This is a genomic window from Pseudoalteromonas sp. PAST1 (genome assembly GCF_021532515.1).
Lineage (GTDB): Bacteria > Pseudomonadota > Gammaproteobacteria > Enterobacterales > Alteromonadaceae > Pseudoalteromonas > Pseudoalteromonas simplex.
Genome location: NZ_JAKGBH010000005.1, coordinates 37,319 through 54,401, shown reverse-complemented (window position 1 = coordinate 54,401; position 17,083 = coordinate 37,319). Strand labels below are relative to the sequence as shown.

The 17,083-nt window shown below is 39.8% G+C and carries 19 protein-coding genes; 11 read left to right on the top strand and 8 right to left on the bottom strand.

All coding sequences use genetic code 11. The features are described from left to right. Nucleotides 1-98 precede the first annotated feature (98 nt). A complete protein-coding gene (locus tag L1272_RS03535; protein ID WP_235372759.1) occupies nt 99-539 on the top strand; it encodes a type II toxin-antitoxin system RatA family toxin in 441 nt (146 codons plus the stop codon). Beyond that, nucleotides 536-862 (top strand): RnfH family protein, encoded by a 327-nt coding sequence (locus L1272_RS03530; protein WP_138601550.1) that lies wholly within the window; start codon nt 536-538, stop codon nt 860-862. Before L1272_RS03535 ends, L1272_RS03530 begins: the two co-directional genes overlap by 4 nt. Nucleotides 863-903: 41 nt before the next feature. Here the strand turns inward: L1272_RS03530 and L1272_RS03525 are convergent, their stop codons facing one another. Continuing rightward, nucleotides 904-1,266: an outer membrane protein assembly factor BamE gene (locus L1272_RS03525; protein ID WP_054551724.1), complete on the bottom strand. Its 363-nt coding sequence runs from the start codon at nt 1,264-1,266 to the stop codon at nt 904-906. A 117-nt stretch (nt 1,267-1,383) separates the two neighbouring features. Between L1272_RS03525 and L1272_RS03520 the strand changes: the two genes are divergently transcribed. Continuing rightward, nucleotides 1,384-1,701 carry a GIY-YIG nuclease family protein gene (locus tag L1272_RS03520; protein ID WP_054551723.1) on the top strand — a complete coding sequence of 106 codons (318 nt, stop codon included), beginning with the start codon at nt 1,384-1,386 and terminating at the stop codon, nt 1,699-1,701. Here the strand turns inward: L1272_RS03520 and L1272_RS03515 are convergent, their stop codons facing one another. The 4 genes from L1272_RS03515 to ilvC all read right to left on the bottom strand — a co-directional run bounded on the left by L1272_RS03515 (nt 1,702) and on the right by ilvC (nt 7,354). Then, on the bottom strand, nt 1,702-2,568 hold the full coding sequence (locus tag L1272_RS03515) for a M20/M25/M40 family metallo-hydrolase (protein ID WP_166339005.1): 867 nt from the start codon (nt 2,566-2,568) through the stop codon (nt 1,702-1,704). It abuts the gene before it with no gap. Continuing rightward, nucleotides 2,555-3,739: a tetratricopeptide repeat protein gene (locus tag L1272_RS03510; RefSeq protein WP_235372758.1), complete on the bottom strand. Its 1,185-nt coding sequence runs from the start codon at nt 3,737-3,739 to the stop codon at nt 2,555-2,557. Before L1272_RS03510 ends, L1272_RS03515 begins: the two co-directional genes overlap by 14 nt. 84 nt (nt 3,740-3,823) lie before the next feature. Continuing rightward, entirely contained in the window at nt 3,824-5,737 is a 1,914-nt protein-coding gene (locus L1272_RS03505; protein WP_235372757.1) for a methyl-accepting chemotaxis protein, read from the bottom strand. 144 nt (nt 5,738-5,881) lie between these two features. Beyond that, nucleotides 5,882-7,354, bottom strand: a complete 1,473-nt coding sequence (gene ilvC / locus L1272_RS03500) for a ketol-acid reductoisomerase (RefSeq protein WP_138601558.1) — start codon at nt 7,352-7,354, stop codon at nt 5,882-5,884. Between the two features lie 146 nt (nt 7,355-7,500). Between ilvC and ilvY the strand changes: the two genes are divergently transcribed. The 6 genes from ilvY to L1272_RS03470 all read left to right on the top strand — a co-directional run bounded on the left by ilvY (nt 7,501) and on the right by L1272_RS03470 (nt 12,986). After that, nucleotides 7,501-8,403 (top strand): HTH-type transcriptional activator IlvY, encoded by a 903-nt coding sequence (gene ilvY / locus L1272_RS03495; protein ID WP_054551718.1) that lies wholly within the window; start codon nt 7,501-7,503, stop codon nt 8,401-8,403. 179 nt (nt 8,404-8,582) lie between these two features. Continuing rightward, nucleotides 8,583-9,632: a GGDEF domain-containing protein gene (locus tag L1272_RS03490; RefSeq protein ID WP_235372756.1), complete on the top strand. Its 1,050-nt coding sequence runs from the start codon at nt 8,583-8,585 to the stop codon at nt 9,630-9,632. 225 nt (nt 9,633-9,857) lie between these two features. After that, entirely contained in the window at nt 9,858-10,637 is a 780-nt protein-coding gene (locus L1272_RS03485; RefSeq protein WP_235372790.1) for a MipA/OmpV family protein, read from the top strand. Nucleotide 10,638: 1 nt separating this feature from the next. Beyond that, the gene (locus L1272_RS03480) at nt 10,639-11,025 is read left to right on the top strand and encodes a DUF3019 domain-containing protein (RefSeq protein WP_054551716.1); all 387 of its coding nucleotides are present in this window, start codon (nt 10,639-10,641) and stop codon (nt 11,023-11,025) included. A gap of 14 nt (nt 11,026-11,039) precedes the next feature. Next, on the top strand, nt 11,040-11,732 hold the full coding sequence (locus tag L1272_RS03475) for a response regulator (RefSeq protein WP_054551952.1): 693 nt from the start codon (nt 11,040-11,042) through the stop codon (nt 11,730-11,732). A 6-nt stretch (nt 11,733-11,738) separates the two neighbouring features. Further along, a complete protein-coding gene (locus tag L1272_RS03470) occupies nt 11,739-12,986 on the top strand; it encodes an ATP-binding protein (protein ID WP_235372755.1) in 1,248 nt (415 codons plus the stop codon). Nucleotides 12,987-13,094: 108 nt separating this feature from the next. On the opposite strand, the gene L1272_RS03465 is transcribed toward L1272_RS03470, so the two are convergent. The 3 genes from L1272_RS03465 to L1272_RS03455 form a co-directional block, all read right to left on the bottom strand. Beyond that, nucleotides 13,095-13,313 carry a DUF3820 family protein gene (locus tag L1272_RS03465; protein ID WP_054551714.1) on the bottom strand — a complete coding sequence of 73 codons (219 nt, stop codon included), beginning with the start codon at nt 13,311-13,313 and terminating at the stop codon, nt 13,095-13,097. A 138-nt stretch (nt 13,314-13,451) separates the two neighbouring features. Beyond that, nucleotides 13,452-13,733 carry a hypothetical protein gene (locus tag L1272_RS03460; protein ID WP_054551713.1) on the bottom strand — a complete coding sequence of 94 codons (282 nt, stop codon included), beginning with the start codon at nt 13,731-13,733 and terminating at the stop codon, nt 13,452-13,454. Between the two features lie 283 nt (nt 13,734-14,016). Continuing rightward, nucleotides 14,017-15,588, bottom strand: a complete 1,572-nt coding sequence (locus L1272_RS03455) for a cation:proton antiporter family protein (protein WP_054551712.1) — start codon at nt 15,586-15,588, stop codon at nt 14,017-14,019. Nucleotides 15,589-15,809: 221 nt separating this feature from the next. Between L1272_RS03455 and L1272_RS03450 the strand changes: the two genes are divergently transcribed. Further along, nucleotides 15,810-16,553: a sporulation protein gene (locus tag L1272_RS03450; RefSeq protein ID WP_054551711.1), complete on the top strand. Its 744-nt coding sequence runs from the start codon at nt 15,810-15,812 to the stop codon at nt 16,551-16,553. 66 nt (nt 16,554-16,619) lie between these two features. Further along, nucleotides 16,620-17,060: a GNAT family N-acetyltransferase gene (locus L1272_RS03445; RefSeq protein ID WP_442961812.1), complete on the top strand. Its 441-nt coding sequence runs from the start codon at nt 16,620-16,622 to the stop codon at nt 17,058-17,060. Nucleotides 17,061-17,083: the final 23 nt, after the last annotated feature.

The following is a 17,083-nucleotide window of genomic DNA, read 5'->3' as shown; positions in this document are numbered from 1 at the left end:
CATCGCTTTTTTAAGGCTTTGCAGAAATTTTCGCGTCACTAATATTTGGGTAAATAGTCAAAGCTTGCTAAAATTCGCCGACAAAGTTGGGAGTGAATATGCCGCAAATAGAAAAAAGTGCGCTGGTAATGTACAGCAGCAAAGAAATGTTTGATTTAGTGAATGATGTAGATGCATATCCAGAGTTTTTACCACATTGCTCTGATGCTAAAATCATTACACAACAAGCCAGTGGTATGACAGCTAGTCTAGAAATATCGAAAGCAGGTTTAAAAAAGTGGTTCACTACCGAAAATATCTTTATTGATGAGCAAACGGTTGCGCTACGCCTAGTTGATGGCCCATTCAAAAAGCTACAGGGTAAATGGCATTTCTTACCGCTGGACGATAAAGCTTGTAAAGTGCAACTGCATCTTGAGTTTGAATTTGCTAGTAAGCTTATTGAGCTGGCTTTCGGAAAAGTATTTAACGAAGTCGCTAAGAATATGGTTAATGCATTTACTCAACGCGCTAAAACTGTATATGGAGTTCGCCCATGATCACTGTTGAAGTGGTTTTCGCCTTACCAACAACAGCAACCAGTTTACTGGTCGAAGTGCCTGTAGGTACTACCGCTGAGCAAGCGGTGATTAAGTCGGGCATTATCGAGAAGTGCCCAGAAATAGACGCAAATAATTTAACGCTTGGGATTTGGAATCGTACTTGCAAACTGAATCAAGAAGTAAAAGATGGCGATCGTATTGAGATTTATCGACCTCTTATTGCTGATCCAAAGGATGCACGCAGGCGCCGTGCTGAAAAAGCCAAAGAAGAGGGCCGAGCTAATAAAATTACAGGCGGGCGTCCGCTTAATAAGGCATAAAAAAGGGTAGCCTAGGCTACCCTTAATAATTTGCGCTGCTATTACTCTTGTTCAAGCGGCGTATTAAATTCGCTAGGTTGTTCATAGTCACCCGATAACGAAACAAGCTTATCGTTTTCGAAGTTAATAGTGAGTGATTTACGTTGCTCGTTGCTACGACCAAGATTGAATACGTAAAGGTAGTGCCAGGTATTTTTATCAAATGAGTCTTCAGCGACTGGCTTGCCCAGTACATACAGTACTTGCTCGCGCGTCATATTAACACGTAGCTTATCTACATCTGATTGCTCTAAGAAGTTACCTTGAGGAATGTTGATTCGGTAAACCCAGCTTGAACACCCTGCTGTAGCACTTAAAGTAAGGGTAAGTACTAACCAAAAAGAAAAAGTTTTAAACGACTGCATTATTTGTTTGAATCCTTATTTTTTATACACTGCATGATACCGATTAGTCACTGAAGGTAAAACCCTTTTCAGTAATTGTTTTTACACAAATGCGATTAACAATCAAGAGGCACAAATTTGACCACAGCAAACCCAGAAAGTTTACAGCAGCCTATAAAAAACAATGATAATTCAGAGAGTCTGTGGCATTTGTACATAGTGCAAACACGTTTGGGTCATTGGTATACGGGGATCACCACCAATGTTGAAAAGCGATTTATGCAGCATCAAGCGGGAAAAGGGGCTAAAAACCTCAAAGGCAAGGGGCCTTTAACACTTATCTATCAACAGCAAGTGGGTAACCGTAGTGAAGCAACTAAACTTGAAATAAGCGTAAAAAAGCTTAGCAAAGCGCAAAAAAGGCAGTTTGTTTTAACCTCTGAGCTACCAAAGTAGCTAACTTGCAAGCTTTTCAATAAATAGAGCTATTTTCTTCATCGCAGCTTCAAATAAAATAAAGTTGATATGTTCTGTTGTATCGGTAGTTTGATGATGATGTTTATCGTGCCCGATACCAAAGTAAATGTATGGGATCTTCGCTTTAGCGAATGAATAGTGGTCGCTTGCTCTGCGCCAATCAACTTTGAGATCAAATAATCGATTCAGCCTCGCCGACGAGCTAGTTGCCATAAAGGTTAGCTGCTCATCAGACAAAGCTTTAATGTCATCTTTATAGTGCGCTAATGATTGCTTATCTAAAAATGCATAGATACGAGGTCTACGTGGGTTCACAACAAGCATATCTAAATTAATGTTAAGTTTTATTTTGTCTGTATTAAGTGTCGATACCAAGTAATCGCTACCATGTAGGCCACTTTCTTCGGCATCGGTTGCAACAAACACTAACTGATAGCGCTGAGGGCTTTGTGCAAAGTGGTCAGCTAAATAAAGTAAAGCTGCAACGCCGCTGGCGTTATCATTGGCACCCGGGTAAAGCCGACTGCCTTGTTGCCCAAGGTGGTCGTAATGGGCTGTAAAAATAATTTTTTTACACTTTTCACAAGGGCTATTTTTTATCGCAACAATGTTTCTCCCAACCGCCTCACTAAAGAAACCTGATTGATAAGTAAAAATTTGTTCATTTACTGAATAGCCAAGAGCGACAAAGCGCTCTGCTATGAAATCGGCGGCTAATTTAGCGCCCTCGGTATTCGTTTTCCGCCCAGCAAATTGAGGCGATGTTAGCGTTATAACGTCTTGTACTAAGTTTGTATTGGCAAAAGCATGCCCTGTGCTTATCAGTGCAGCACTAGCGATAATCAATAAGTTTTGCAGTATGCGAGCGAAGCGCTTGTAATTTACTTTCGTAACGCTGTTTATCATGATCAAAGTCAGCTTTATTGTTTGCCATAGTTAAATACTTTTTAGCCAGTTTTAAGTCACCCAATTGATAATAGGTTCTGGCTAAACCAAAATCAGTATCATGCAGGGTTGAATTTAAGTCACGGGCTTTTTTGTAGTGTTTTATGGCATCTTGGTAACGGCTGGTCGTATAGGCATCATTACCTAAAGAAATATGGTAATAAGGGTTTGCTTGGCGTTTCTTGTCAAGCATGGCTAATATAGCTTGGCCTTGCTCTTTACGATCGGTCAGGTTATAGAGTCTTGCTAAATTGCCTAGCGCGGTGTTGTTGTCAGGATCTAAACTAATCGCATACTGATAGGCTGTTTCAGCACTTTGGTAGTCACTCGTTAATCTGAATAATACCCCAAGGTTGCCCCATGCACCTGAGTAGTTGCTATCAATATCAACTGCTGCTTTGTAATAGCTAAAAGCAGTGTCGTAATCATGTTTTAACATCGCAGCTGCGCCCTTATTGTTATAAAACATCGCTGTGATGCGGGCTTTGTTGATGTTGCTGGTTTTCAACGCCTCTTGGCGACTGTTAGGGTCAAAGTCTATCACCAAAGAGCGCTCTTGAGGGTATATAACTTTACGATTTAACACTTGTTTTGTTGATTCACTCACTTTCAAATTGATATGCCCTGTGAGTAAGTTAAAACCATTATCCAGCGCCCAATACTCTGGGATATGCACTTTTTGAAATTGCCCTTCGAGGCCAAGGTAGTCAGCTAGGCTGTAGGCTAAAATCGATAACGATAAACAGTTAGCATTTAAATTTTCGTAGGCTTGATTGGCCGTTAAGGTCGCACCAGATTGATAAGATAAAGACGCATCGCCATTTTGCAATAGAAACCTGAGTAAGCCTTTAGTGCTTTGCAATGATCGACCATCTTTGGGAAAAGTACTGTCAAGTTGTTGTTTGACATGTTTGCTTAATGCAAAAATTTCTTGTTGGGTTTCAACTGAGGTTTGGGTAAACGTATTACTTTGCACCAAAGCAAGTGGTGGTGGGGCGGTGTTATTTTCTGTACTACTACACGCTGTTAATAAGCAAAAGCTTGAGGCGAAAACAATGCTAGGTAATTTCATTTGACCCTCTTAATTCTTGGCCTAATACCATTAAAGTATAGGCCGTGAATGAAAAAGGGTCAGGGTTAACTGTTACAAAACGTGTCAGTGTTTATCAAAAGTTGCAACAAGGTCATCAAGGGTTTGCGCACTGTTTGCTAAGTCTTTGATTGCTTGTTCACTATCAATTTGTTCACGCATAACGTTATCACTAATGTCACTTATTTGCTCAATGTTACGACCGACATCTGCCACTACATTACTTTGCTCTTCAGTTGCAGTTGCGATTAAGGTTGCCATATCGTTTATTTCATTGGCAGCATCGTTAATGGCATTAAGTAATTCAACAGAACTCTGCATTGCATCAACGCTCAATTGAGCTTGTGATTTCGAATGATTGATATGATTAACCACTAAATCAGACGTATTTGTTAGTTCACTGATCATGGTTTGAATTTCAGTTGTTGATTGCGACGTGCGATTTGCAAGCGCTCTAACTTCATCAGCTACAACAGCAAAGCCTCGACCGTGCTCACCCGCACGAGCAGACTCAATTGCCGCATTAAGTGCTAATAGGTTGGTTTGCTCCGAAATCCCTCTGATAGAGTCGACAATACTGGCAATCGCTTGTGTTTTGTTTGCCAGCTCGTTTACTTGCTCGGTGATATTATCGATATCACATGCCAATTCAATTATTGCTTCTTTACTTTGCGTTACCTGAGTATGGCTTTGTTCAGTGTTCTGCTTGCTATTCTCAGTGAGCTTAGCCGTGTTCGCTGCGCTTGAGGCAATTTCTTGCACTGTTGCACCCATTTCATTAATCGCCGCAGCAACCGAGATAGTTTGCTCTTTTTGATTATCAAGCGCCACTGAGTTCTTTTGTGCTTGCTGAAACACATGATCGGCGCTTTGTCTAATTTCACTACTTTCTTGAGCAACTTGGCTAATTGCAGTTTCAATCTTAGAGATAAATTGGTTAAAGCCCGCTGATAAGTTTGCAAGTTCAGGTTGCTCAGAGTCAGGAAGTCTATACGCTAAATTAGCATCACCAGAGCCTAAACGGGTGAACAACTCAGCCATTTTCGACAGCGGCGATGAAAGCGTACGTGCCAGTACTAAACCTGCAAAGCTTGCAATCAACGCAATCACAATCGCAAAGCTGATGATTTGCCATTGTAAAACTTGAATGCTCGAAAACACTTCGTGCTTTGGCACTTGGGCAATAACAAACAAATCAGTGTTTTTAATTGGGCTGGCCGCCACTAAGGTTGCTTCACCATTAAGGTTGATTTCTTGTAAATTGAAGTCGCTTTGCGTTAGTAGAGCCCGTGTGATGTCCGTTTTGTAAACGTCATCCAACTTAGCTTTAGCGACTTTGTTTTCGTCTTTATGCAGCTGAATTAGGCCGTTTTTATCTGCAACAAATACAAAACCGGTTTCTTCTATTTGAAAGCGTTTAAGCATGCCCTGCATATCGTCGATACTTTTTGCAAGGCCTGCTAAACCAATGCCATTAGTTTGCTGGTGGTTCACAAACATTTTTACATCAGTCGGTGACTCTTGATAGATACTGATCGAAAAGGGTTGTGCGGTGTTAGTAAACGCGAAAAACCAACCATCTTGCTCTTTAGTTAAAACGCGCAAGAAACCGTCTTGGTTCCAATATTGTGCTGTTTCACGGTTAGCCCAAGAAGCCGTTGCTAGATCGTACTGGGTAACAAGGCGGTTAAGCTCTTTTAGCAGTGTTTTATCATCTGTATTGCCAGAGTTAGCCCACTCTAATACAAACTCGTTACTGGAGAGTTGCTCAGCAGCACTGATCATTTGATTTATATCGTGAGTAATATAATTATCAATTGCTTGTAGTTTGCTCGGTAGTTCCGATTCAATCATTCGCTGTTCAATGATTTGTTTTGCACTGTATATCGCTGTTGCGCCGATTAACGCAGCAACAATGAGGGCGATAGAACTGCCAAGTAGGGTAATTTTTTTAGTGATGGTGAATTGATTTAACGCCATGAAAGTGTCTTAGTTTACAACATTTAAGTCAGTAATTTTAGCATACACTTTACAGATGACGAATCAATGTAGGGACAAAAAAAAAGCCCAAAGCATATAAGCAATTGGGCTTGGTTTCTAACAAGCGAAACTTACTTTCCAGGGTTAAACAATTTTCTTCATTGCTGACATGTAACCACGTAGTTTGCTACCAATGATTTCAACCGGGTGCTCGCGTAGTGCTTTATTCACGGCAATCAAGGTTTGGTTATCGACTTGGTTGCTTGCACTATCAAGGCCTTTACCAATCACATCTGTATCGATGTCTTTCATAAAGTCTTGTAAAAGTGGTAAACACGCGTGGTTGTATAAGTAACAGCCATACTCTGCAGTATCTGAAATAGTTCGGTTCATTTCGAAAAGCTTCTTACGAGCAATAGTGTTTGCGATAAGCGGCGTTTCGTGTAGTGATTCATAGTAAGCAGATTCTGCGATGATACCTGCTGCAGTCATGGTTTCGAAGGCAAGCTCAACACCTGCTTTAACCATTGCAACCATTAAAATTCCTTGGTCGAAGAATGCTTGCTCGCTGATTTCTTGGTCGGTATTTTGTTGCTTTTCGAATGCAGTTTCGGCAGTTTCTGCGCGCCATGAGAGTAATTTTGCGTCATCTTCAGCCCAATCAGCCATCATACCGCGTGAGAATTCGCCGCTGATGATATCGTCCATATGCTTGTTATAAAGTGGGCGCATGATTGTTTTAAGCTCTTCACTTAATTCAAATGCTTTCACTTTTGCTGGGTTTGATAAGCGGTCAAGCATGTTAGTTACACCACCATACTTAAGTGCTTCAGTGATCACTTCCCAACCATATTGGATTAGTTTTGACGCGTAACTTGCATCAATGCCTTTTTCGACCATTTTATCGAAGCAAAGTAGTGAACCAGTTTGTAACATGCCACATAGAATCGTCTGCTCACCCATTAAGTCAGATTTAACTTCTGCAATGAATGATGATTTTAGTACACCCGCACGATGACCACCGGTACCTGCTGCATACGCTTTAGCTTGCGCTAAACCATGGCCTTGAGGGTCGTTTTCTGGGTGAACCGCGATTAATGTTGGTACGCCAAAGCCACGTTTGTACTCTTCACGTACTTCTGAACCAGGGCACTTAGGTGCAACCATAATAACAGTTAGATCTTCACGGATTTGCATGCCTTCTTCAACAATGTTGAAGCCGTGTGAATAAGCAAGTGTTGCACCTTGTTTCATTAATGGCATGATGGCATTAACAACAGCCGTATGTTGTTTATCAGGTGTTAAGTTTAAAACTACATCTGCTGTTGGAATAAGCTCTTCATACGTGCCTACAGTAAAACCGTTTTCAGATGCGTTTAAGAAAGATTGACGGCGCTCAGTAATTGCTGATTCACGTAATGTATAAGAAACATCTAAGCCTGAGTCACGTAAATTTAAACCTTGGTTAAGGCCTTGTGCGCCACAACCGACAATAACGAGTTTTTTCCCTTTTAAAGCGTCTACACCATCAGCAAACTCTGCTGGGTCCATAAATTCACACTGCGCTAATTGCGCTAACTGCTCTCTCAAAGGAAGAGTATTAAAATAATTCGCCATTGTTAGTGTCCTATAAATACAATTTTGTTAGAAAATCAAAGAACCGACATGGTGTTCTTTGTATGTATTAACACTATGCAATTTCTTACCTTGCGTAAAATGATATATTTGAATTAAAGTATTTCATAAAATGAAATGGTGGCGGTATGGATCACAAACATCTTAATTACTTTTTAGCGTTAGCCAAGACGCTACACTTTGCCAGAGCGAGTGAGCTTTGCCATATCAGTGCGCCAACTTTGAGCCGTAATATTAAACAGCTCGAAGAAGAGGTTGGGGTGGTGTTGTTTAATCGGGATAATCGCACTGTCAAATTAACTCGCGAAGGTGAGTCATTCATTGAGTACGCAAATGCGACGCTGGCTAACTGGCATCGTTTTAAGGCTAATGTGCAAGAGCCGCAACAGCATGTTTATGGCAATGTCAGTATTTATTGTTCTGTAACTGCCTCATATAGTTTTTTACATCAAATACTCGAGCAATTGCGAATGCAACATCCATATATTGAAATTACCCTTAATACCGGTGATCCCGCTCTTGCAATAAACCGAGTTTTAGATGGCCATGAAGATATGGCAATTGCCGCAAAACCTTTAAAGCTACCTGGGCAAATTGCCTTTACCAGTGTCGGGTACTCACCATTAGTATTGATAGCACCAAAAATAGCGTGCCCGATCAGCGAAAAGCTTTCTGCCAGTGAACAAATTGATTGGTCAGATTTAGAGTTTATTGTTGCTGAGCAAGGGTTATCAAGGCAACGTCTTGAGCAGTGGTGGCGTAAAAAGAATATTCACGGCCGAATTTACGCTCAGGTTGCAGGCCATGAAGCGATGGTGTCTATGGTGAGCTTAGGTTTAGGTATTGCCATGGTGCCAAAGATAGTTTTGGACAACAGTCCGCTTAAAGATAAAGTGCAAATCGTAAGTGATGCTGAGCAGACTGTTGCTGGTTTCGAAATTGGTTTAGCTGTTTTGAATAAAGAGCGCCATGATCCTGCGCTCAATGCTATCTGGAGCATTGCTCAATCACTTACTCAGCAAGCTATTTAGCGTTAACGATTTGATGTTGGTATAAAAGGTTTAATTTTTGATAGTTATTTAGTATTGGTTTTTGCATTTATTTTTCGTGTTTTTTACTGGTTTTAAATGGATAAAATCCATTTTTATTGCTTTTTTTCAAGGTGTTGTTAACGTAATTTAAAATAATAAAATTTTCATGGCCTAGAATCATGATACTTTCTGCGCAAGCCGAGCACTCACTAAGTTATTCAAGTCACTGTTTAAAACAAGCTATTCCTCTCATGGTTAAGTATAAGATGCCAATAACACCGCTAAATTATGCGATTTGGTATGCGTATGTCAGCAATAAAACCCCCGAACTTAATGATGCTTTAGATAAAATTATTGATGCATTTAAAACGTGCAGCCACGAGCATGCTAAATCGCTGTTCAACCAGTTTCTATCTAGTGATGATTTAGCATTGTTTTATCAGTTATCAGGTGGTTTTAATGATGTTGTTGGAAAGGTACATCAAGACATCAATGAAGCAATAAATTACTCAACAGAGTTTAACCAAACGCTTCAAGAATGCCATTTGAAACTAAAAAATGCAGATATCAGCCAAGAAACAGGCTTTGATGATGTACTTGATTGTGTAGAACGTCTAAGTGACGAGTCAGCGACCTTACAAAGTAGGGCACAGGACTTTCAAAATCAACTAGCACAAGCTTATGCAGAAATTACCGACTTAAAACAAGAGTTGATTAGATCTAAGGATAAAGCGCAAAGAGATCCATTAACAGGGTTATTGAATCGTGGCAAGTTTGATGAGGATATAAAGCGTTTTTGTAAAAACAATGAATTAGCTCAAGTATCAGTATTAACCATGATAGATATTGATCATTTCAAATCATTTAATGATAACTTTGGACATCAAAAAGGGGACCAAGTTTTACGAGCAGTGTCTGCTAAGCTATTAAAGCATGTTTCCAGTATTGGCCAAGTCTATCGTTACGGTGGTGAAGAGTTTTGCTTTACGGCCCAATTTGCAAGTATTAGTGATATGACTAATTTCACACAGCTACTTCGCCAAACTATCGCTAAATTACAAATCAAGAAGCCAAATTCTGATAAGGTGTTGAGTCAAGTAACGGCTAGTTTTGGTATTGCGATAAAAGCTAAAAATAGTAACCCTGAACAGCTCATTGCTAAAGCTGATAAGGCGCTTTACTTAGCTAAAGAACATGGTCGCAATCGCATAGAGATTGTCGAGGAGTAACAAACTTAATCGAAATATGTATCAAATTTGTGAATACTTGTAACCTGCTGAGGACAGTTTGTTCACATCTTGATATTATGCTGACATTGCAAAATTTTCTTTGGTCGTAAAATAATAATGAAGTTTCTAACGATCAGGTTCTGCGTAGTTTTCTATGCTTTGGCGCTAGTATGTGTGGGTCAAGCGTATGCTGATGATTCTACTCGCACTGAACGTGAAAGCCGTATGGCAACTCAACAAATTGATACTGAGCAGTGGCACTTAAGTGTTAATACTGGGGCTGGGGTAATTACAAACCCATTGCATGGAGGTGACAATTTACCTTTAATACTGCTACCAGAGGTTGCTTTTTATGGTGAACAATGGTTTTTTGATAATGGTCGCTTAGGCTATTCCCTTCATGAAAGCGACACACATGTTGTTAACATTGTCACTGAATTTAACCCCGAGACCCGTTTTTTTATAGATTTTCATCCTAGTAATGTATTTGCCTTGCAAACGTCAAATAGCTTCGTTGTTGAATCAACGAGTAGTGATGAATTAGTTGAAAAGTCTGTTGTCACAACAAATGACGTAAAAAAAAGACGCTGGGCTTTAGATGCGGGCTTGAGTTATCACTATATCCGCAGTAATCATGTATTCTCTGTTCAGGTTCTAGCTGATGTCTCCGGGGTTTATAAAGGGGCTCGCAGTGCCTTACAATGGCAATCTCACCATCAGTTAGGTCGTTTAAGTATCGCACCGAGCTTAGGTGTTTGGTATAAATCGAACGAATTAAATGATTATTTTTATGGTTTATCGGCCGAAGAATCATCATACGGAGAAATAGAGGTTGGCAGTAGCTGGCAACCTTATGCTAAAATCGACGCCCGTTGGCCTCTAGGTGAGTCTAACTCTCTTCGTTTTCATTTAGCATATTATGACTACTCAGCCGTGGATGACAGTCCGCTTTTTGAACACACGTATTCGATGACTGCTTTTATAGGATTCAATCATATTTTTTAATATGAAGTATTTTGTTTTTAGTCTGTGTGTGTTTGTTGCTGTTATTTGGGCTCCCCCAAGCTATGCACAAGCGACTCAGTTTGATATCACACCAAAAGTGTGTGTTGTATTACAACAGCACGAATTTTGTGATCTTGAATTAAAAATTAGCTGGAAAACTGCTCAACCTCAAGATCTGTGTTTATACCAAAATAACCAGCAAATTCAATGCTGGACTGATAGTAATAATGGGCTTTATAGCCATAAAGCGCGGGTTCAGGTTGAAACAATATACTCCTTAGTCAATCCGCACACGGGGAGCAAAGTTGCGACCACAAAAGTCGAAGTGCAAAGCACTGAAGCAAAAACAACGAGGCGTAGGTTACGTTCACCGTGGAGCTTTTTTTAAATCAGGAGCAACCAATGGCAAAGATTTTACTTGTTGAAGATGATCTCGGCTTACAGCAGTTAACACGCGATTACCTTCAGCATAATGGATTGGATGTTGCGGTCCTTGAACGCGGCGATGAAGTTTTCGAATACCTTGAGAACAATCCAGTTGATTTAATGATTTTAGATGTCATGTTACCGGGTAAAGATGGCTTTAGTGTTTGCCGTCAGGTACGCGATAAATTCAACTTACCAATTCTAATGCTTACAGCAAAAGGTGAAGACTTTGATCAAGTAATTGGGCTTGAACTAGGTGCAGACGATTATGTTATTAAGCCTGCAGAACCACGCGTATTATTAGCGCGCATCAACGCATTGTTACGCCGTGGTCAAGCTACAAACAAAGCACCAGAAGAGCTTAGCTTTGGCGATTTAACCATTGATAAAACTAGCCGCATTGTTACACTTAAAGGCAGTGAAATTACACTGACTTCTCATGAGTTTGAGCTGCTTTGGTTGCTTGCTTCAAATGCAGGTGAAGTGTTAAGTCGTGAGCATGTTCATCAACATATGATTGGTCGTCAATATGATGGTTTAGACCGAACCGTTGACGTACGTGTATCGCGTATCCGTAAGAAATTAGGTGATAACAGTGATAAACCATACCGAATTAAAACAGTTTGGGGGCAAGGTTACCTGTTCGTTTCTGATGCATGGGATATGTAATCATTAATGGGGAAACTGTTTGCTAGCTTATATCTTTACATAATAGTTTCTCTGTTTCTTGTTAGTGGGGTCATAGAGCAGTTATGGCCCTATGAAGACACACAGCAACAAATCGCTCTAGATCAAGAGTTTGGTAAATCATTATGGCTATTAAGTCAAACTGATAATGGCTTAGCTAAATTACAGCAAGAGTTTAATAGCGAGCTAATTGATTTAACTGATCTCGCTCTACCAACAGACCTCAAAACACAATTACAAAATGATCACTACTTGTATCTTTTTAATCAGCAGCAGAAGGTAATTTGGTACATTACTATTAATGAGACTCAGCTATTACAAGTTGGTCCACTCTCAATATCAAATCCTAACTTTAGCTCTGTTTGGCCCTATTTTTTATTACTAGCCATTATTGGTCTTCCTATTGGTCTTTGGAGCTTGTTACTTTGGCGAGACTTTAACAAACTCACTTTAGCTTGTGAGGCGGTAGGCGGCTCGCAAGATTTCGAATTGCGTGATGCATCTAAATCATTTTTTTTGCCAATTACAGGCACGCTTAATGCTATGCAAGAGCGTATTCAGTACCTACTAGCTGCGCAGCAAGAACTGACTTCTTCTGTTTCTCATGAGTTTAGAACGCCGTTGGCGCGTTTAAAGTTTGCCGTTGCTATGCTTGAAGAGCAAATTGAAAATGAGAAATCTTATAGTTATATAGATAATATGCAGGCTGATATTGCTGAGCTTGAAGCGCTAGTGTCTGAGATGCTTGAATACGCACGACTTGATTCGCATCAACCAAGCTTAAAGCCACGTTCGTGTGACCTTACAGCGCTTATTAACAGTGTCGTGAATAAGCTCGAATTTGCTACTGATATCGATGTAGCAGTGAGTGCGCCTAGGCAGCTTTACTATGAGTGTGACGAGCATTTTATGGCGCGTTGTATTCAAAATTTATTAGGCAATGCACAAAAATACGCAAACCATAAAATTCATGTCAGCCTTGAAGAGTTGGGTGATTCAATACAAATAAGTGTTGAAGACGACGGCCCAGGGATAGCTAAGTCTGAGTGGCAAAGTATTTTTAAGCCATTTACTCGTCTAGATAAAAGCCGTGACAAGAAAACTGGCGGCTTTGGCTTAGGCCTTGCGATTGTTGCTAAAATTGTTAGTTGGCATCAAGGGCAGTCTGAGGTGTGTGATTCACCATTAGGTGGAGCTAAATTTACTATTCATTTATTTAAAAGTAACTCGCTTTAAATTACAGGCATAAAAAAAGCGCCTAGGGCGCTTTTTAAAGATTAAAACCAAAAATAAACAAGTAGCAAAGTAATAGACCGCACCAATTTATAAAAGTTCGTAAAAAGTTTAATTATTTTCATTTAATAATGGCATGAGCATTTTTTCTAGGCCATTTAGCTTCACTTCATACATCATCGCCAGTTGTGCTCCTAATTTAGAGTCTGGAAATCCTTGCTGTTTAAACCAAACTAAATAAGGCTCAGGGAGTAACAATAAAGGACGGCCAGCATACTTTCCAAATGGCATCTTAGTATTTATGGCACGTTTGAGTTCAGCTGTATCCATCTTTATCTCAAAGAAACTTTAAAGTTAGATGATACGGTAAAAATAAGAGAGAAAATAGGCTGTGACGGGCAAGAAACAGCCTATTTAGTGAGGGAGGTAGGCCCTCAGAATAGATACTACTAGAGTAATGCCTAGTAGTTAGTGTAATTGATATCGAGGTTTTTTTGAAAAACCGAGCTGTTGCAATTGCAATGCAATAGACGGATCATCAATTCTTTCTGGTGTTTCTGCATCTCTCAGAAAGTGATCATTAGGTACCTGATAGATATCGAGCATCTTGTTAAAAAGCACCGCCCTTATATCCATTGGGGTCATGCCATTTTGTTGTAATTCATCAAGCTGCTGCTGAATGTCTGAAAGTTTCCCAGAACGCGCATCATCCGTGTCTGCCAAAACTTCGTTGGTAAACTTATTCTTCATTTAAACAACCCTAATCAGTTTACAGTTACGCATATGCTAGTCGTAATATGCTTATACTGTGTCACTTCTTTGTGTTAAAAATAGATACTAAGCTATTAGTACTCTTAGGATTCTACTCTTTTTTTATTGGTGATTGCTAATCTACATGTAAAGCTTTGTAAATAGAGTTGACCTAATAAAGGGAACTAAAAAACAGGTGATTTTAACCTGACTATGCAACTTGCTGAAAATTTTAGAGATAATTATTGGCACCATCCTTAAGTACCAATAATTATTTTAGGTGCTAAGAAAAAAGTTTTTGCTTTACATGCTCTGCAAAACCACTTCCTGCCTCTAAATAAAAGTTATAAGTAGAGTCAACGCCCATATCTTCTAGTTCTTTTTGCTGATCTGGATAATTGGCAATTGCAGTAACTTGTCCTTGATAACCTGAGGCTCGTAGTTGCTCCAAAGCAAAAATATTCTGCATATGTTTAGGCATAGCGAGCATTACCATACCTACATGTGAATGATTTACACGTTGCCAAAAATCAGGGTCTGTTGCATCAGCGAGTAATACCCGACGACCGCGTTTGATGTGCTTTTCTACTACATCAGGTTTGATATCAATACCCGCGACAAGATTTGGATGGGTTTGGCTAATCGTTTCATAAGCACCCGTGCCAATACGGCCCATGCCAAATATCACGATTTTAGTATCATTTAAATTAACAGGTAGTTCCTCAGCAAGACGGCTGTCACTTTCAAATTTAAGTAGCCAATGTTCGATTTTGACATAAATCTCATTTGATCGTTTGTTAAGAGGCGAGGCTAAAACAAATGTGATTGAAACTGCAATAGCCATAACTGCCAGCCATTCAGAAGTAATTAAATTGCTGGTAGCTGCAACTGCGCAAACGATCAGGCCAAACTCACTGTAATTGGCTAAGCTAAATGCACTTAATAACGAAGTACGAGCACGTAACTTAAATGCGTTTGTCAGTACATAATAAAGTGCAACTTTTAGTGGCAAGACGAGTATAATGATAAGTGCAACAATCACTGCGTGACTTGTCAGTTCGGCATTCAAACCAATATTTAAGAAAAAGCCAACCAGTAACACATCTTTTAAATTCAGTAATGACTTTGATAACTCACCTGCTTTTTTGTGTGATGCGAACATCATACCGATAATCAACGCACCTAAATCACCTTTAAGACCTGCAAATTCAAATGCTTGGTAACCTAAAACTAGTGCAAAGAAAAACCCGAATAAAGGTAATAGTTCACCGTGTTTTGAGCGATTTAATACCCAAAACATCACTGGACGTAAAATAGGCAATCCCACTAATAATGCCAGTGCCCACATGTTCGGTGCTTTACCTGTACTGATGGCTAAGAAGATAACAGCGAAGATATCTTGCATAACTAGAATGCCAATGGCGATTTTACCATGCAGGCTTGCCATCTCACCGCGCTCTTCCAATACTTTTACGGCAAATACGGTACTTGAAAAGCTAAAAGCAAAGCCGACTAACAATGCACTTTGCCAAGTAAGTTCACTAAATAAAGGCAGTGCAAGGGCACCTAGCAGTAACATAAAACCACTAAACAGCGTGCTGCTCAGAACAATGTGCATTGAGGCAGGCGCCCACACTTGCGGTTTCATTAAATTAGACACTTTAAGTTTTAGACCTATGCTAAAAAGTAATAGTGTTACACCGAGGTTTGCTAATGTATTTAGTAGTTCGGTTGTTTTATAGCCATAAAGATTAAGCGCAAAGCCTGCTAATAAAAAGCCGATGAGAGGAGGTAGCTTTAATTGATAAATGGCAAAGCCAAACACGAAAGCGGTAGCAAAGTAGATAAGTTCCATAATTGTTCTTTTAGCTTCATTTGCTAGCAGTGTAGCGAAATATTCGTTATTGGAAAACAATATCGAGCAAGAAGAGTTCAAAAAATAAGCACTTATCCATGATTTATTGATTAATCCGCCAAAAGCAACATTTTTTCGCTGACAATAGCTTTTAATTGTGGTTAAGATGCATTAACAAAGGAATTTAAGCCATAACTAAGAAGCTGGCTTAAGGAGAATAGATGTTTAAGAAAATCCTTGCATCAGTAGGTATTGGTGCAGCAAAAGTTGACACTGTACTTGAGACAGAGCATTTACAACCTGGTCAAAAATTTAATGCCGTGATAGTCATCAAAGGTGGTGATGTTGATCAAGAAATTTCGGGTTTAGACCTAGCACTTATGACCCGTGTGAAAGTTGAAAGTGATGATGGTGAGTATTTTACAAACCATGTGATAGAAAAATGGCGAATTACAGATATTGGCATGATTGCAGCGGGCGCTGAAAAGCATATCCCATTCGAAGCTCGCCTACATTCTGAAACCCCGATCACTGAAATTAACGCTGGTTATAACCAATCGCATGTTTGGCTTGAAACAGGCTTAGACATTGATCTAGCCCTTGATCCAACTGACCGTGATGCATTACACATTTATCCTAATGACGCTGTAAGCACGTTAATGGAAGCGATGGATAGACTTGGTTTTAGCTTAGTGAAAGCAGATGTAGAAAAGGGTTATTTAAAAGCACCTACTTTTCAATCGCATTCAGGCTGTTATCAAGAACTTGAATATCGCCCAAATAGCCGAAGCCTATTTGGCTTACAAGAGATTGAGTTGTCGTTTGTGCCTGAAGCACATAAAACTCATGTATTAATCGAGCTTGACCGTGCCTTTAGGGGGGACGGTTATGTCGATTTAACGATTGAGCATGATCATGTAAACCTGTCGCAGCTGTGTGATCAGCTAGAGCGATTATTTGCTTAAAGATTAACGACTGAATAGCGAGTTAAAACCCAGCTACGGCTGGGTTTTTTGTCTTCATTAAGGAGCATTATGTTTTCTATTAAAAGTTATAACGAACTCAGTAAAGATGAGTTATTTGCCATTTTACGGGCGCGGGTTGATGTATTTGTGGTAGAGCAAACTTGCCCTTACCCAGAAATTGACGAAGTGGATAACAATGAACTGACCCAACATGTGTTCTTGTTCAAAGACCTGCAGGTGGCAGCCTATGCACGATGTTATAAAAAGAATGAGCAATTTAGCGCATTTGGTCGAGTACTGGTTGCAGAGCAATTTCGTGGTGAAGGACTCGCAACCAAGCTAGTGCAAACCGCGATTGATACATGTAAGAGGCATTGGCCTGATAAAGCGATTATGATTGGTGCTCAGTGTTACCTAACAGGGTTTTATCAGCAATTTGGTTTTGAAAATGTGGGGAATGATTACTTAGAAGATGGTATTCCACATCAGGATATGTGTTTGAAGTAGCCTATGGGGCCACTTCAAACATA

What these genes read in the sequence shown, in the direction of transcription:
- L1272_RS03535 (WP_235372759.1), top strand. Translation starts at nt 99, where the DNA reads ATGCCGCAAATAGAAAAAAGTGCGCTGGTAATGTACAGCAGCAAAGAA.
- L1272_RS03530 (WP_138601550.1), top strand. Translation starts at nt 536, where the DNA reads ATGATCACTGTTGAAGTGGTTTTCGCCTTACCAACAACAGCAACCAGT.
- L1272_RS03525 (WP_054551724.1), bottom strand. Translation starts at nt 1,266, where the DNA reads ATGCAGTCGTTTAAAACTTTTTCTTTTTGGTTAGTACTTACCCTTACT.
- L1272_RS03510 (WP_235372758.1), bottom strand. Translation starts at nt 3,739, where the DNA reads ATGAAATTACCTAGCATTGTTTTCGCCTCAAGCTTTTGCTTATTAACA.
- L1272_RS03505 (WP_235372757.1), bottom strand. Translation starts at nt 5,737, where the DNA reads ATGGCGTTAAATCAATTCACCATCACTAAAAAAATTACCCTACTTGGC.
- ilvC (WP_138601558.1), bottom strand. Translation starts at nt 7,354, where the DNA reads ATGGCGAATTATTTTAATACTCTTCCTTTGAGAGAGCAGTTAGCGCAA.
- ilvY (WP_054551718.1), top strand. Translation starts at nt 7,501, where the DNA reads ATGGATCACAAACATCTTAATTACTTTTTAGCGTTAGCCAAGACGCTA.
- L1272_RS03490 (WP_235372756.1), top strand. Translation starts at nt 8,583, where the DNA reads ATGATACTTTCTGCGCAAGCCGAGCACTCACTAAGTTATTCAAGTCAC.
- L1272_RS03485 (WP_235372790.1), top strand. Translation starts at nt 9,858, where the DNA reads ATGGCAACTCAACAAATTGATACTGAGCAGTGGCACTTAAGTGTTAAT.
- L1272_RS03480 (WP_054551716.1), top strand. Translation starts at nt 10,639, where the DNA reads ATGAAGTATTTTGTTTTTAGTCTGTGTGTGTTTGTTGCTGTTATTTGG.
- L1272_RS03475 (WP_054551952.1), top strand. Translation starts at nt 11,040, where the DNA reads ATGGCAAAGATTTTACTTGTTGAAGATGATCTCGGCTTACAGCAGTTA.
- L1272_RS03470 (WP_235372755.1), top strand. Translation starts at nt 11,739, where the DNA reads ATGGGGAAACTGTTTGCTAGCTTATATCTTTACATAATAGTTTCTCTG.
- L1272_RS03465 (WP_054551714.1), bottom strand. Translation starts at nt 13,313, where the DNA reads ATGGATACAGCTGAACTCAAACGTGCCATAAATACTAAGATGCCATTT.
- L1272_RS03460 (WP_054551713.1), bottom strand. Translation starts at nt 13,733, where the DNA reads ATGAAGAATAAGTTTACCAACGAAGTTTTGGCAGACACGGATGATGCG.
- L1272_RS03455 (WP_054551712.1), bottom strand. Translation starts at nt 15,588, where the DNA reads ATGGAACTTATCTACTTTGCTACCGCTTTCGTGTTTGGCTTTGCCATT.
- L1272_RS03450 (WP_054551711.1), top strand. Translation starts at nt 15,810, where the DNA reads ATGTTTAAGAAAATCCTTGCATCAGTAGGTATTGGTGCAGCAAAAGTT.